General features: G+C 66.9%; 15 protein-coding genes and 1 tRNA gene. 10 read left to right on the top strand and 6 right to left on the bottom strand.

Annotated elements, in window-relative coordinates:
• Positions 1 to 189: 189 nt before the first annotated feature.
• Complete coding sequence (locus OKA11_RS18980) at positions 190 to 726, top strand: superoxide dismutase family protein (protein ID WP_267223218.1); 537 nt, start codon at positions 190 to 192, stop codon at positions 724 to 726.
• Between the two features lie 35 nt (positions 727 to 761).
• Here the strand turns inward: OKA11_RS18980 and OKA11_RS18975 are convergent, their stop codons facing one another.
• The gene (locus OKA11_RS18975) at positions 762 to 1,394 is read right to left on the bottom strand and encodes a prolyl hydroxylase family protein (RefSeq protein WP_267223216.1); all 633 of its coding nucleotides are present in this window, start codon (positions 1,392 to 1,394) and stop codon (positions 762 to 764) included.
• A gap of 199 nt (positions 1,395 to 1,593) precedes the next feature.
• Between OKA11_RS18975 and OKA11_RS18970 the strand changes: the two genes are divergently transcribed.
• The 9 genes from OKA11_RS18970 (at position 1,594) to OKA11_RS18930 (ending at position 8,886) form a co-directional block, all read left to right on the top strand.
• Positions 1,594 to 1,670: transfer RNA gene (locus OKA11_RS18970), tRNA-His, on the top strand.
• Between the two features lie 122 nt (positions 1,671 to 1,792).
• Positions 1,793 to 2,521 (top strand): heme ABC transporter permease CcmC, encoded by a 729-nt coding sequence (ccmC, locus tag OKA11_RS18965; RefSeq protein ID WP_267223222.1) that lies wholly within the window; start codon positions 1,793 to 1,795, stop codon positions 2,519 to 2,521.
• A 4-nt stretch (positions 2,522 to 2,525) separates the two neighbouring features.
• On the top strand, positions 2,526 to 2,666 hold the full coding sequence (locus OKA11_RS18960) for a hypothetical protein (protein WP_185928709.1): 141 nt from the start codon (positions 2,526 to 2,528) through the stop codon (positions 2,664 to 2,666).
• A 2-nt stretch (positions 2,667 to 2,668) separates the two neighbouring features.
• Positions 2,669 to 3,133, top strand: coding sequence for a cytochrome c maturation protein CcmE (gene ccmE, locus OKA11_RS18955; protein ID WP_267223213.1), 465 nt, complete (start codon positions 2,669 to 2,671; stop codon positions 3,131 to 3,133).
• The gene (locus tag OKA11_RS18950; RefSeq protein WP_267223211.1) at positions 3,130 to 5,094 is read left to right on the top strand and encodes a heme lyase CcmF/NrfE family subunit; all 1,965 of its coding nucleotides are present in this window, start codon (positions 3,130 to 3,132) and stop codon (positions 5,092 to 5,094) included. Before ccmE ends, OKA11_RS18950 begins: the two co-directional genes overlap by 4 nt.
• Positions 5,091 to 5,657 carry a DsbE family thiol:disulfide interchange protein gene (locus tag OKA11_RS18945; protein ID WP_267223208.1) on the top strand — a complete coding sequence of 189 codons (567 nt, stop codon included), beginning with the start codon at positions 5,091 to 5,093 and terminating at the stop codon, positions 5,655 to 5,657. The genes OKA11_RS18950 and OKA11_RS18945 overlap by 4 nt, the downstream gene beginning before the upstream one ends.
• On the top strand, positions 5,654 to 6,076 hold the full coding sequence (locus OKA11_RS18940; protein WP_379489321.1) for a cytochrome c-type biogenesis protein: 423 nt from the start codon (positions 5,654 to 5,656) through the stop codon (positions 6,074 to 6,076). The genes OKA11_RS18945 and OKA11_RS18940 overlap by 4 nt, the downstream gene beginning before the upstream one ends.
• On the top strand, positions 6,073 to 6,813 hold the full coding sequence (locus OKA11_RS18935) for a tetratricopeptide repeat protein (protein ID WP_267223207.1): 741 nt from the start codon (positions 6,073 to 6,075) through the stop codon (positions 6,811 to 6,813). The genes OKA11_RS18940 and OKA11_RS18935 overlap by 4 nt, the downstream gene beginning before the upstream one ends.
• Positions 6,814 to 6,930: 117 nt before the next feature.
• Positions 6,931 to 8,886: a potassium transporter Kup gene (locus OKA11_RS18930; RefSeq protein WP_267223205.1), complete on the top strand. Its 1,956-nt coding sequence runs from the start codon at positions 6,931 to 6,933 to the stop codon at positions 8,884 to 8,886.
• Positions 8,887 to 8,972: 86 nt separating this feature from the next.
• Here the strand turns inward: OKA11_RS18930 and OKA11_RS18925 are convergent, their stop codons facing one another.
• The 5 genes from OKA11_RS18925 to dapF all read right to left on the bottom strand — a co-directional run bounded on the left by OKA11_RS18925 (position 8,973) and on the right by dapF (position 13,440).
• Positions 8,973 to 9,689: an alpha/beta family hydrolase gene (locus tag OKA11_RS18925; protein WP_267223202.1), complete on the bottom strand. Its 717-nt coding sequence runs from the start codon at positions 9,687 to 9,689 to the stop codon at positions 8,973 to 8,975.
• 127 nt (positions 9,690 to 9,816) lie between these two features.
• Positions 9,817 to 10,470 carry an inner membrane-spanning protein YciB gene (locus tag OKA11_RS18920; protein WP_267223200.1) on the bottom strand — a complete coding sequence of 218 codons (654 nt, stop codon included), beginning with the start codon at positions 10,468 to 10,470 and terminating at the stop codon, positions 9,817 to 9,819.
• On the bottom strand, positions 10,470 to 11,426 hold the full coding sequence (gene ftsY, locus OKA11_RS18915; protein ID WP_267223197.1) for a signal recognition particle-docking protein FtsY: 957 nt from the start codon (positions 11,424 to 11,426) through the stop codon (positions 10,470 to 10,472). The genes OKA11_RS18920 and ftsY overlap by 1 nt, the downstream gene beginning before the upstream one ends.
• The gene (locus OKA11_RS18910) at positions 11,423 to 12,613 is read right to left on the bottom strand and encodes a MiaB/RimO family radical SAM methylthiotransferase (protein ID WP_267223195.1); all 1,191 of its coding nucleotides are present in this window, start codon (positions 12,611 to 12,613) and stop codon (positions 11,423 to 11,425) included. The genes ftsY and OKA11_RS18910 overlap by 4 nt, the downstream gene beginning before the upstream one ends.
• On the bottom strand, positions 12,610 to 13,440 hold the full coding sequence (gene dapF, locus OKA11_RS18905; protein WP_267223193.1) for a diaminopimelate epimerase: 831 nt from the start codon (positions 13,438 to 13,440) through the stop codon (positions 12,610 to 12,612). The genes OKA11_RS18910 and dapF overlap by 4 nt, the downstream gene beginning before the upstream one ends.
• Positions 13,441 to 13,479 lie beyond the last annotated feature (39 nt).

The raw sequence follows: 13,479 nt of genomic DNA, 5'->3' as shown, positions 1-13,479 counted from the left end.
GGGGGGGGGGGGGGGGGGGGGGGGGGGGGGGGGGGGGGGGGGGGGGGGGGGGGGGCTTGTTGCGAATGGTTCGCAGACGATTGCCTTTCCTGTGGCGGAGCCTAGTCTGGGCTCGCGGTACGAGCGCGCGGGGGTGCCCGGCGCCCGGCCGGGAGAAGGATCCGCTCAGGATCGCGAAGGAGAATGTCCATGGTTCGTACCTCCCGTCTTGTGCTTGCGCTGGGCGCTTCCTTGTTGGCTGCTCCGGGTTTTGCGGCCGATGCGCCGCCGCCGGTGCTGCGCGCCGAGGTGGTTGGCGTCGATGGCAAGCCGCTCGGCACCGTCTCGGTGCAGCAGACTCCCGCAGGTGTGCTGGTCACCACCGATCTCAAGGGGCTGCCGGAAGGGGATCATGGCTTCCACTTCCATGAAAAGGGCCTGTGCGACGCGGCGGGCAAGTTCGCCTCGGCCGGTGGCCACTTCACGGCGGGTGATCCGGTTCACGGCCTGATGTCGATGGGCGGCCCGCATGGGGGAGACATGCCCAACCAGCATGTCGGACCCGACGGCGTGCTGAAGGTGCAGGTGCTCAACACCGGGGTCACCATTGCGCCGGGGAGCAAGTCGATCGTCGATGCCGATGGCACGGCGCTGGTGATCCACGCCAATGCGGACGACTACACCAGCCAGCCGGCGGGCAACGCGGGCGGCCGGATTGCCTGTGCGGTGCTCAGCGCGCCCAAGTGAGCGTTGGGGGAGGGGCTTGTCCCCTCCCGCTCGCGTCAACCCCAGGGGCGTTCGCGGTACCACTGGGTGATGACGTACTTGTGCCCCTTGCGCACTTTCATCGCGTGATGAAGCGTGGCGGCGTTGAGGCTGCCGTCGGCCCGGCGGTTGTTCCAGGCCACCAGCTTGCCGCGTTCGGGCTGGATCATCTTGTCGATCACCTTGAAGCGCGTCGCGCCGCCTGCCTCCACGTCGTTCAGGTAGATCATGAAGGTCCAGGTCCGCTGGCCGGATACCGTGCAATACTGCGCGTAGTCCGAATTGTTCGGCTCGAAGTAGTCGGTATGGGCCTTGAACTCCTGGCCGACCTCGTAGCGCTGGCCCTGGATCGGCTCGGCATGGGCAAGGTCGATTCCCGAGACCGCGGCCAGCTTTTGGGCAAGTGCCGCCACAGCGGGAACATCGGGCGAGAGGTCGCAGGTCGAACTCGTGCGGAAGACATCGTCGCCATTGTAGTTGGCGATCGTCGAGGGGCGGTGCTCGGCCTCGATCATCGCCCGTAGCGCGTCGCATTCGGCGGCGGTGAGGAACTCGCGCTTCACGAACAGGTCGAGTCGCGCTGAGGGGAAGCGCTGCATGCCGGGGATGGCGAGCAGGATGTCGGAAGATGATTCGCCGGGAGCCTTCATGGCGGCGACCCTAGCGAGGCGAGGGTGACCGGAAAATTGCAGGACTTGCGGGCTCTGCGGATTTTTTGTGGGCGCATGTGCATTTTTGCTTTGCAAGGAGGCTCAGCTTGTGCAAATGGCGCGCCTCCGAACGGGACGATGCACAGCACGCCGGTCGGAAGCTTCGAAGCCAGCCACGAGTGCCGGTTTCGATTGTGTGGCGATTGTAGCTCAGTTGGTTAGAGCGCCGGTTTGTGGTACCGGAGGTCGTGGGTTCGAACCCCATCAATCGCCCCATTTTCTCCCCTGAACACCCCCGCGATAAATGGCCGTCCTGTCGATCTCGGCGGTTGAAAAGGCTGGCGCTTTTGCCGTCGTCCCTTGCTCCTTTCGCCCCGCGCGATAGAAGCGTGGCCGACATGCACGGCTTTGCAAATCCCGCCCGTTTCCTGCGCATCGCCCGTTGGCTGATGCCGCTCTGCATGGGCGGCGGTGCCGTCCTCGCGCTGGCCGCGCTGGGCTGGGGGCTGTTCTTCGGTCCGGCCGAGCGCTTGCAGGGCGAGACCGTGCGGATCGTCTATCTTCACGTCCCCGCAGCATGGCTCGGCATGGCGGGATGGATGGGCATCGCCGCGGCCAGTTTCACCGAACTCGTCTGGCGTCATCCGCTGGCAGGGATTGCCGCGCGCGCCTGCGCGGTGCCGGGCGCGGTGTTCACTGCGGTTTGCCTCATCACCGGTTCGCTCTGGGGGCGTCCGGCCTGGGGCACCTGGTGGGTGTGGGACGGGCGGCTGACCTCGATGCTGGTGCTGCTGTTCCTCTATTTCGGCTGGATGGCGCTTTCGCAGGCAAGCGAGGCTGCCGACGGCGGCCAGAGCAAGGCACCGGCGATCTTTGGTCTGGTCGGTGCGGTGAATATCCCGATCATCCATTATTCGGTGATCTGGTGGCAGAGCCAGCATCAGGCGCCGTCGATCTCGCTGGGCAAGTCGGCCATGGCCGGTGCGTTCCTCTACCCGCTGCTCGCCGCCACGCTGGGCTTTTCGTTGCTGTTCGCAGGCGTCGTGCTGGCGCGGATGCGGGCGATTCTCGCCCATCAGCAGGCCGAGGCCCGGCTGCGGCGCAAGGCGCTTTCGGAAGGATTTTGAGGCGATGCGCGAGGCGATGGACCCCTGGACCTTCGTGGTCGCCGCCTATGCGGTGGGCCTGGGCGCGGCAGCGGCAATGGTTGCCTGGTCGTTGATTACCATGAAGCGCGCCGAGAAGCGCCGGGACGAGGCGAGGAAACGCTGAACATGACGGTGGGAACCGCGATCAAGGCCAAGCACCAGCGACTGGTACTGCTGGTCATCGCGCTGGTCGTGCTGGTGGCGGCGGCGCTGCTGGCGGCCTGGGCGCTGCGCAACCAGGCGAGCTATTTCTACGTGCCCAGCGACATCGTCGCCAATCCGCCCGAGGAGACGCGCGGCGTGCGCCTTGGCGGCATGGTCGAGCGCGGATCACTGCGCACCGAGGCCGACGGGGTGACCATCACCTTTGTGGTCGGCGACGGCAAGGCGCGGGTGCCGGTGACCTTCAAGGGCATCGTCCCCTCGCTGTTCGTCGAGGGATCGGGCGTCGTGGCCGAAGGGCACATGGGCGTCGACGGCACGTTCGTGGCCGACAATCTCCTCGCCAAGCATGACGAGAACTATGTCCCGCGCCAGATGCAGGACATGAGCAAGGACCAGGCCCAGCAAGTGATGCGCGAGACCAAATGATCGCCGAACTCGGACTTGCCGCGCTGTGGCTGGCGGCTGCCTTGGCAGGGTTGCAACTGATCGCGGGGGCACTGGCGCTGACGCCGCGCGGAGCATCGCTCGCAGGCGTGGTGCGCCCGGTGGCAATCGTGCAGGGGGTGCTGGCGCTGCTGGCCTTCGCCGCGCTGATCTACCTGTTTGCCGTCACCGACCTGTCGGTGAAGCTGGTGGCGATGAACTCGCATTCGCTCAAGCCGCTGGTGTTCCGCGTCGCCGGGGCCTGGGGCAACCACGAAGGCTCGATGCTGCTCTGGGTCACGGTGATGGGCGTTGCCGGCGGCCTTGTCGCCCTGGTCGAGCGGCGCCTGCCGGAGCCGACGATGCTGGCGACGCTGGCGGGGCAGGCCTTTGTCAGCCTGGGTTTCTATGCGTTCCTGCTGATCGCCTCCAACCCGTTCGAGCGGCTTTTGCCGGTGCCGCAGGAAGGCAACGGGCTCAATCCGCTGCTGCAGGACCTTGGCCTCGCCTTCCATCCGCCCACGCTCTACCTCGGGTATGTCGGGCTTTCGATCGCCTTCAGCTTCGCGGTCGGCGCGCTGGTCACGCGCGAGGTTGGACCGGCGTTTGCCAAGGCCATGCGGCCCTGGGTGCTGGGGGCGTGGATCTTCCTCACCATCGGCATCACCGCGGGCTCCTACTGGGCCTATTACGAGCTGGGCTGGGGCGGCTGGTGGTTCTGGGACCCGGTCGAGAACGCCTCGCTGATGCCCTGGCTGGCGGCCACCGCGCTGCTCCATTCGGTCAGCGTGCTGGCCTCGCGCGATGCGCTGCGGGCCTGGACGGTGATGCTGGGGGTGATTGCCTTCTCGATGTCGATGATCGGCACGTTCCTGGTGCGCTCGGGCATCCTCACCAGCGTCCATGCCTTTGCGGTGGACCCGCAGCGCGGCAGTTTCATCCTCGCCCTGCTGGCGATCAACATCGGCGGCGCGCTGACGCTGTTCGGCCTGCGCGCTTCCTCGGTCACCGAGGGCGAGCGCTTTGCCGCCACCAGCCGCGAAGGCGCGCTGGTGTTCAACAACGTCATGCTTTCCGCGATCCTGGGCATCGTCCTGTTCGGCACGCTCTATCCGCTGCTGGCCGAGGCGATGGGTGCCAAGGTCTCGGTCGGGCCGCCCTACTTCAATCCGATGAGCGCGCTGTTTGCGGTGCCGATGCTGGTGGTGCTGGCGGTCGGCCCCTTGCTGCGCTGGCGGCGGGACAGTTTCCGGCGGATCGGCAAGGAAATGGTGATCCCGGCCATGCTGGTGATCGCGGGCGTGCTGGCGATGGTGCTAGTGGGCGGCGTCTCGCTGCTGGCGACACTGGGCTTCGCGCTGGCGCTGGGGCTGGCCTGGGCCAGCGTGCTGCCGCTCAAGGGGCGTAACCTGCGGCGCACGCCGCTGCCGATCTGGGGCATGGTCACGGCGCATCTCGGCATTGCCGTCTCGCTGCTGGGGATGAGCTGCGAAAGCGCGTTCTCGGTCGAGAAGCTCGTCGCCATCCGTCCCGGCGAGGCGACCGAGGTCGGCCCCTGGCAGGTCAAGCTCGATGCCATCGAGCCGGTGGCCGGGCCGAACTGGACCGCGCTCGAGGCGCGTCTGCTGGTGCGCTACGGCGACAAGGGCCGCGTCATCGCGCTTGAGCCGCAGGCCCGCAGTTTCTGGGCGCCGCCGCAACAGACCAGCGAATCGGCGCTGCTGACGCGCTGGAACGGGCAGCTCTACACCGTGCTCGGCGGCGAAGCCGACCAAGGTCGCTGGCAGCTGCGCCTGTGGTGGAAGCCGTTCGTCACGCTGATCTGGCTGGGCGGCTTGATGATCGCGCTGGGCGGCTTGCTGGCCTTGATCGGACGTGTCGCCGCCGACATCCGGCGCATCGTCGCCCGCGACAAGATCGAATATCGGCGCGAACGTCAGGGCCGCGCAGGGAGGTACTCATGAGCAGCCAAACCTCTCCCGGGGGCAAACCCCGCGCGCCGCGCTGGGCGATCTGGCTGCCGCTGGCGCTGTTTTCCGGCTTTGTCGTGCTTGTCTCGGTGCAGTTGCGCAATCCGGCGGACACCAATGTCGCCAGCACGCTGATCGGCAAGCCGATGCCCGCGTTCAGCCTGCCCCCCGCCTTGCCGGGGCGCCCCGGGCTGGACAGCAAGGCATTTGCGGACGGCAAGCCGCACCTCGTCAACATCTTCGCGTCCTGGTGCATCCCCTGCGGGGTCGAGGCGCCGCAACTGGCCGCGCTGGCCAAGGCCGGCGTGCCGATCGAGGGTATCTCCGTGCGCGACCGCACCGAGGACCTCCAGGCCTTCCTCAAGCGTAACGGCGATCCCTATCGCCGCATCGGCGCCGACGATGACGGCAAGGTCCAGCTTGCGCTGGGTTCCTCGGGCGTGCCCGAGACTTACGTGATCGATGGCAGGGGCGTGATCCGCTACCAGCACATCGGCGAGATCCGCGCCGATCAGGTGCCGATGATCCTCGAGAAGCTGGTGGAGGCCGCACGGTGAGGCGCCTGCTTGCCATTCTGCTGACGGCTTTCGCGCTCTGCGCGGTCGCGCCGGTCATGGCGCAGGAGGAGCAGTCCACCGCGCCTTATGCCTATCGCCAGCTCGACGATCCGGCCAAGGAGCAGGCAGCACAGGCGCTGATGGTTTCGCTGCGCTGCCTGCAGTGCCAGAGCCAGTCGATCGCCGATTCGGATGCGCCGATCGCCGGATCGATGCGCAGTCTCGTGCGCGAGCGCATTGCCGCAGGGGAAGATCCCGAGGCGATTCGCGCCTGGCTGGTCGAGCGTTACGGTGATTACGTGAGCTACGCGCCGCGCGTGACCACGCTGACCTGGCCGCTGTTCGCGGTGCCGCTCGCGCTGCTGGCGCTGGCGGGGCTGCTGCTGCGCGGCCGGTTCCGCAAGGGAGGACAGGCATGACCTGGGTTCTCGTGGCCGTGCTGGCACTGGCGGTTTTCGCGCTGGCCGTCTTTGTCTTCAAGGTTCCCAAGGGCGGGCGCGAGGCGGTGGCCGCCGCGCTGGCGCTCGGAATCGCCGGTTATGCCGCGCAAGGCACGCCCGCGCAGCCCGGTGCGCCCAAGGACGCCGAGGAGGGCCGTTCAGGCGAACTGGGCGAGTTCTTCGCACAGGCGCGCGCCACGTTCAGTTCGAGCGTGCTGCCGCCGAGCGATCGCTGGGTGGTGATCGCCGACGGGCTGGCCCGGCACGGCGAATACGCCGATGCCGCCGAAGTGCTGCGCGGCACGGTCGAGAACGAACCGGCGGAGCCTGCCAAGGATCCCGATGTCCGCGCCTATCGCTCGGATGCCTGGCTTTCGCTCGGCAACGCGCTGGTAGCCCATGCCGATGGCCAGCTGACCCCGGCGGCGGCCTATGCCTATCGCCGGGCCGCAAAGTCCGATCCCGATGCGGCCGGTCCGCCGTTCTTCCTGGGCCTGGCACTGGCGCAGAGCGGCAAGCTTGCCGAAGGCCGTGCGCTCTGGGCAGACTTGCTGGCCCGCGCACCCAAGGATGTGAAATGGCGGCCGATTCTCGCCCAGCAACTGGCCCGGCTGGACGCCTTCATCGCCGCGCAGGGCGGTGTCGGCGGGGGCGGCGGGGCAGGGCAGCCCAACTCCGAATCGCCGGATTCCGCCAATCCCGTAACGTCACGGTGAACGACCGACTAAGTATCGTTGCCTGCCCCTTGGCATGCTGCTAACGGCGGGCGCTTGTCGCGGCATGACATCGTTATCCGATGCCATCACCCGACAAGGCCATTACGGGGCGCTGGAATGAGTGTTGCAAGTTCGGATACCGCTGAGGTCCCGACAGTGATCGATCCGGCTACAGGCCGGAAAACGCCTGCCGGGGGGCATGGCTCCGGAAATATCACCAAGCTGGCGCTCGGCGCCGTCGGGGTCGTCTTCGGCGATATCGGCACGAGCCCGCTTTACGCCTTTCGCGAAACCTTCGTCGGCCCGCATCCGCTGGCGATCGACGAACTGCACATCCTCGGCGTCGTCAGCCTGATCTTCTGGTCGATGACGCTGGTCGTGTCGGTCCAGTACGTCGGCATCCTGATGCGGGCGGACAACAAGGGGCAGGGCGGCAGCCTTGCGCTCGTGGCGCTGATCTCGGGCGTGATCCGCAAGTCGCGATGGGGCCCGCTGGTGGTGCTGCTGGGCGTCTTTGCGACCTCGCTGTTCTACGGCGATTCGATGATCACCCCTGCCGTCTCGGTGCTATCCGCGGTCGAGGGCCTGACCGTGGTTCAGAGCGACCTTGCGCCTTTCGTGCTGCCGATCGCGCTGGTGCTGCTGGTGGCGCTGTTTGTCATCCAGAAGAGCGGTACGGCCAAAGTCGGGGCGCTGTTCGCGCCGGTCATGGTGGTCTACTTCACGGTGCTGGCGGTGCTGGGCATCTACCATCTGGTGCAGTTGCCCCATGTGCTGGTGGCGCTGAACCCGTGGTACGCGATCCAGTTCTTCATGACCGACAAGGTGCTGGGCTTCCTCGCACTGGGTTCGGTGGTGCTGGCGGTGACCGGCGCTGAGGCGCTCTATTCGGACATGGGCCACTTCGGCCGCGGTCCGCTGCGCCTCTCGTGGTTCGGTTTCGTCATGCCGTGCCTGCTGATCAACTATTTCGGCCAGGCGGCGATGATCCTGGGCCTCGACGATGCGTCGGCGGCCGAGGCGATGGAGAACCCGTTCTTCCATCTCGCCCCCGAGAACCTGCGCCTGCCGCTGGTGATCCTGGCGACCTGCGCCACCTTTATCGCCAGTCAGGCGGTGATCTCGGGCGCGTTCTCGATCACCCACCAGGCGATGCAGCTGGGCTTCATTCCCCGCCTTTCGACCCGCCACACCAGCGAGCACGAAGTCGGCCAGATCTATATTCCCTTCGTCAACTGGGCGCTGATGACCGGGGTGATCGTGCTGGTCCTGGTGTTCCAGAACTCGTCGAACCTCGCCTCCGCCTACGGCATCGCGGTGACCGGGGCGATGCTGATCGACACCTGTCTGATGAGCGTGCTGCTGATCGTGCTGTGGCGCTGGAAGCTGTGGCAGGCGATCCCGGTGATCGTCACCTTCTTCGTGGTCGATGGCGCCTACTTCGCGGCCAACGCCACCAAGATCAAGGATGGCGGCTGGTTCCCGCTGATGATCGGCGGCATCGCCTTCACCTTGCTGACGACGTGGAACAAGGGCCGCCGCCTGATGCGCGAACGCATGACCGAGGCGGCGCTGCCGCTCAACGTCTTTGCCAAGAGCGCGCATGGCTCGGCCGCGCGCGTGCCGGGCACGGCGATCTTCATGGCCTCGACCAACGCCGGGGTGCCTTCGGCGCTGCTGCACAACATCAAGCACAACAAGGTGCTGCATGAGCGTGTGGTGGTGCTGACGGTCGAGGTGCAGGACGTGCCCTATGTCGAGCCTGCCGAGCGTTATTCGATGACCGAGCTGGGTCAGGGTTTCTACCGCATGACGCTGCGCTACGGCTTCATGGAGGAGACCGACGTGCCGGCCGCGCTCGCCCATTACGAGATCTGCGGCGGTCCGTTCGAGATGATGAAGACCAGCTTCTTCCTCTCGCGCCAGACCCTGGTGCCTTCCTCCAAGCCCGGCATGGCGATCTGGCGCGAAAAGCTCTTCGCCTGGATGATGCGCAATGCCGCCAGCGCCATGGAGTTCTTCCGCCTGCCGACCAACCGCGTGGTGGAACTGGGCAGCCAGCTGGAGATCTGACCAACCGGCTATGCTGGGGCATGGTCCGTGCACGTTGCATGGACCATGCCCCGTCGCCATGCAGCGAAACGTGGTCTGGAAACGCGTCAGGCCGTGCGGGCGGCAGTTCCATCGAAGAGCGCTCGCAAGGTACGCAAGGCGCGTTCGAATTCGCTGGTTTCCAGTCTGTCGCAATCGTGATCGCAGGCAAGCATCGTGATCCGGGCATGGCCGGGCAGCCTGTCCTTCAGCACCACGGGATCATTGCCATAGGGATCCCGCTCGCCTTGCAGCAGCAGCATGGGTTTGTTCACGCCGGGCAGATGCTGCGTGCGGTACGCTTCGGGCGGATTGTCGGGGTGTTGGAACGGGTAACCGAAGCAGGCAATCGCGGCGATCGCGGGATGCGCGGCGATGCGGGTGGCCGCTATGCCACCCGCGGAGTGGGTGATCAGTCCGATCGAGCCTTTGGCCATCCCGTCGAGCAGCAAGCCGAGTTCACGCGCCTCATTGGCGATGATGCCGTGCCGGATGGCGTAGCCGTGATCCAGGCGATGACGGTCACCTGCGATCAGCGCCAGTCGCAAGGCCAAGCGCACGGCGCGGCGTAGACGCTGAAATCTGCCGCGATTCGATGTGCTGACGACCGGGCAGTGGCGATCGATCCATTCGGTCATGCGGTCGTAGGAGGTGCGGTATTTCGATTCGAACCAATGCAGCGCATAGCCTTCGCTATGGAGGCAGTTGACCATGCTTCGGATCGCGTCGGATTCCCGTGCCCTGTTGGTGCGGCCGACGATGACGATGGTATCGATGGTCTGCATGCGGTCCCGCTGGTACCCTGCTGCTGCCGGGCCGTTCATGGACGGCCCGATGGAACGGCGGCGGCATCATGCTCGCCGCCCCAGGGCCGCTGGCATGCGTCTCTGTCGTGCGCGTCAGACGCGCGCGTCAGTCGTGCGGCGGGTTCTCGATCACTTCTTCCTTCGCCGCCTCGCCCATGCCGTGCTTCAGCACCATCGGCAGCTGCGAGAAAGTGAAGACGAAGGACAGCACGGTGAAGCCCCAGAGCTTGGCCTGAAGCCAGGCCTCGAAGCTGACGGTGAAGACTAGTGCGGTGTTGAGCACCGCCAGGAACAGGAAGAACCACGCCCAGTTGCGCGAGAGCTTGAGCCAGCCTTCGTCGCTGAGGCCCTCGAAGGCGGACTGGAGCAGGACTTTGAGCATCGGCTTGCCGCGCATGAGGCCGAAGAACAGCACGCCCGCGAACATCAGGTAGACGGCGGTGGGCTTGATCTGGATCCAGAAGGCATCGTGGAACACCACGGTGAGGGCGCCGAAGCCGACGATCAGCACGGTCGTCAGCCAGAGCATCGGCGAGATATGGCCAAGCCGCCATTTCGACAGGCCCAGCGCGATCACGGTCGCCACCATGAAGGCCATGGTGCCCTTGATGACGGCGGTGACGGTCGCCACCGGATTGGCGTCCCCCGGCGGCGAGAAATGCTTGTAGGCGAGGAAAAAGACCAGCAGCGGGCCAAAATCGACGACGAGGTTGACCCAGCTCGATTTCGGCTTCTGGGGAGCGGCGGATTCCGTGGTCATCAGGCGATCCCGGCAATCACGCGGGCCAGCAGGTCCGGGTTGAAGGGGCGCAGGTCGTCGATCTTCTCGCCGACGCCAATGGCGTGGATCGGCAGGCCATACTGTTCGGCCGCCGCGACGAGGACGCCGCCGCGCGCGGTGCCGTCGAGCTTGGTCATGATCAGGCCGGAAACGCCCGCCACTTCCTTGAAGATCTCGATCTGCGAGAGCGCGTTCTGGCCGTTGGTGGCGTCGAGCACCAGCACCACGTCGTGCGGCGCCTCGGGATTGAGGCGGCCGAGCACGCGGCGGATCTTGGACAGCTCGTCCATCAGTTCGCGCTTGTTCTGGAGGCGGCCGGCGGTGTCGACGATCAGTGCGTCGATGCCCTGTTCGGTCGCGGCCTTGACCGCGTCGAACACGATCGAGGCCGGGTCGCCGCCCTCGGGGCCCTTGACCAGCGGAATGCCCAGGCGGTCCGCCCAGACGCCGAGCTGGCCGATGGCGGCTGCGCGGAAGGTGTCACCGGCGGCGAGCATGACCGAATAGTCCTGCTCCTGGAACAAGTGCGCGAGTTTGGCGATCGTGGTCGTCTTGCCCGATCCGTTGACGCCGATGACCAGGATCACCTGCGGGCGCGGGAAGGCGACGACGTCGAGCGGCTTGGCCACCGGACGCAGGATCTCGGCGATCTCGCGGGCGACAACTTCCATGATCGCGCGCTCGTCGGCATCCCGCTCGAAGCGTTCGGCGGCAAGACGGGCGCGGATGCGGGCGGCGGCCCGGGGGCCGAGGTCCGACATGATCAGCGCGTCCTCGATGTCGTCGAGCTGCGCTTCTTCCAGCGTGGTCTTGCCGACGATGCCGGACAGGTTCTCGCTCAGGCGTTCGGTGGTCTTGCGAAAACCGCCGAACAGGCGGTCGGACCAGTCGCGTTCAGCCCCCAGAGTTTCAGGGTTCTGGCCGTCGGTACTCATGCTTCCAGTATTCCTTCGACTACCCTTGCGGGCGTGACGCGGACCAGCGTGCCGGCCGGAACGGATTCGGGCACGCGGACTTTCGCGTAGTTCTGCGCATGGCCGGTGCCGCCTCTTTCGGCAAGCACCGATAGCGGCTGGCCGATGAGACCGGCAAGCCAGCGTGCGCGGGTTTCGGCAATCGCCTCGCGCAGCTGCGCGGCGCGGCGGCGGATGGTGGCACCGTCCACCGCGGGCATGCGCGCGGCGGGGGTGCCGGGGCGCGGCGAATAAGGGAAGACATGGCCATGCACCACATCGAGTGCGCGCACGATGGACAGGTTTGCGGCGTGGGCCTCCTCGCTCTCGGTCGGGAAACCGGCGATGAGGTCGGCGCCGATCGCGATGTCCGGGCGGCGGGCCTTGAGGTTGCTGACCAGCGTCACGGCCTCGGCGCGGCTGTGGCGCCGCTTCATGCGCTTAAGGATCAGGTCGTCGCCGTGCTGGAGCGAGAGGTGGACATGCGGCATCAGCCGCGCTTCGCTGGCCAGCAGCTCGAACAGCCGGGCATCCACTTCCGCGCCGTCGATCGAGGAGAGGCGCAGGCGCGGCAGGGCAGGGAAGCGGGCGAGGATCGCCTCGCAGAGCGAGCCCAGGCGCGGCGCGCCGTCGAGGTCGCCGCCCCACGAGGTGAGGTCGACGCCGGTCAGCACGACTTCCTGTACGCCCTTGTCGGCATGGACGGCGATGTCGGCCAGCACTTCGGCGATGGTGCAGGAGCGGCTGGGGCCGCGCCCTTGCGGGATCACGCAGAAGGTGCAGGCATGGTCGCAGCCGTTCTGCACTTGCACGAAACCACGCGTATAGGCGCGGTGCTGGCGCACGGGCGGCGCGGCCGGCACGTTCCAGGCCCGCGGGTCCAGCTTGGCGGCATTGGCGACGATACCGTCCACTTCCGGCATCGCGCAGAGCATCTCGCGCTCGACTTCCGCCGCGCAGCCGGTGACGATGAGGCGCGCATCCGGCCGTTCCTTGCGCGCGCGGCGGATCGTCTGCCGCGTCTGGCGCACCGCTTCTGCCGTGACCGCGCAGGAATTGACGACCACGAGATCCCCAGCGGCTTCGGCCGCGCCGCCAAGCAGGCCGCGCAGGGTTTCGCTTTCGGAGATATTGAGGCGGCAGCCGAGCGAGTGGACTTCGACGGTCAAGCGGGGACCTTGTCCGGGATGCCGTAGTCGGCGGTTTCGAACGAGCCGCGGAACGATTCGGTGGCGGGGCCGGTCATCACGATCACATCGTCGCCGCGCCATTCGATGGTGAGCGGGCCGCCGGGCAGGGTTACGGTGACCTTGCGGTCGACAAGGCCGCGCTTCATCGCGCCGATGGCCGTTGCGCAGGCACCGGTGCCGCAGGCACGGGTAAGCCCGGCGCCGCGCTCCCAGACGCGCAGCGTGATGGCATCGCGCGCGGTCACGGCGGCAACATTGACGTTTACCCGCTCGGGGAAGATCGGGTCGTTCTCGACCAGCGGGCCGAGGCGGGCCATGTCGATGCGGTAGGGATCCTCGACGAAGAAGATCGCATGCGGATTGCCGACGTTGACGGCGATGGGATTGACCAGCTCCTCCCAGGCGACCGGCATGGCGTGGGTGTCCATCGCATAGCCGAGCGGGATGTCCTGCCAGCCGAAGCGCGGCTTGCCCATCTCGACGGAAATGCCGGTGTCGGTGGGGGTGGTCGAGACGATGCCGCCGAGCGTCTCGATCGTGGCGGGGCGTCCATGAAGCAGGCCGACCGCACGTGTGGCATTGCCGCAGGCTTCCACCTGGCTGCCGTCGGCATTGAAGATCAGCATCTGGAAGTCGCCGAGGTCGGACGGGGCCAGCACGATCAGCTGGTCGCAGCCGATGCCGGTGTGGCGGTCCGCCAGCGCCGCGGCAAAGGCCGCGTCGATCGGCGGCAGCGCGCCGGTGCGTCCATCGAGCACGACAAAGTCGTTGCCGAGCCCATGCATCTTGGTGAAGTCGATCCGCATGGGCGCGATGTATGCGTTCGGCGCCCTCAGGTCCAGTCT

It is taken from the genome of Novosphingobium clariflavum, assembly GCF_026420865.1.
In the GTDB taxonomy this organism is placed as follows: Bacteria; Pseudomonadota; Alphaproteobacteria; order Sphingomonadales; family Sphingomonadaceae; genus Novosphingobium; species Novosphingobium clariflavum.
Note: the sequence above shows the minus strand (reverse complement) of the source record. Positions and strands in the feature narration are given on the sequence as shown.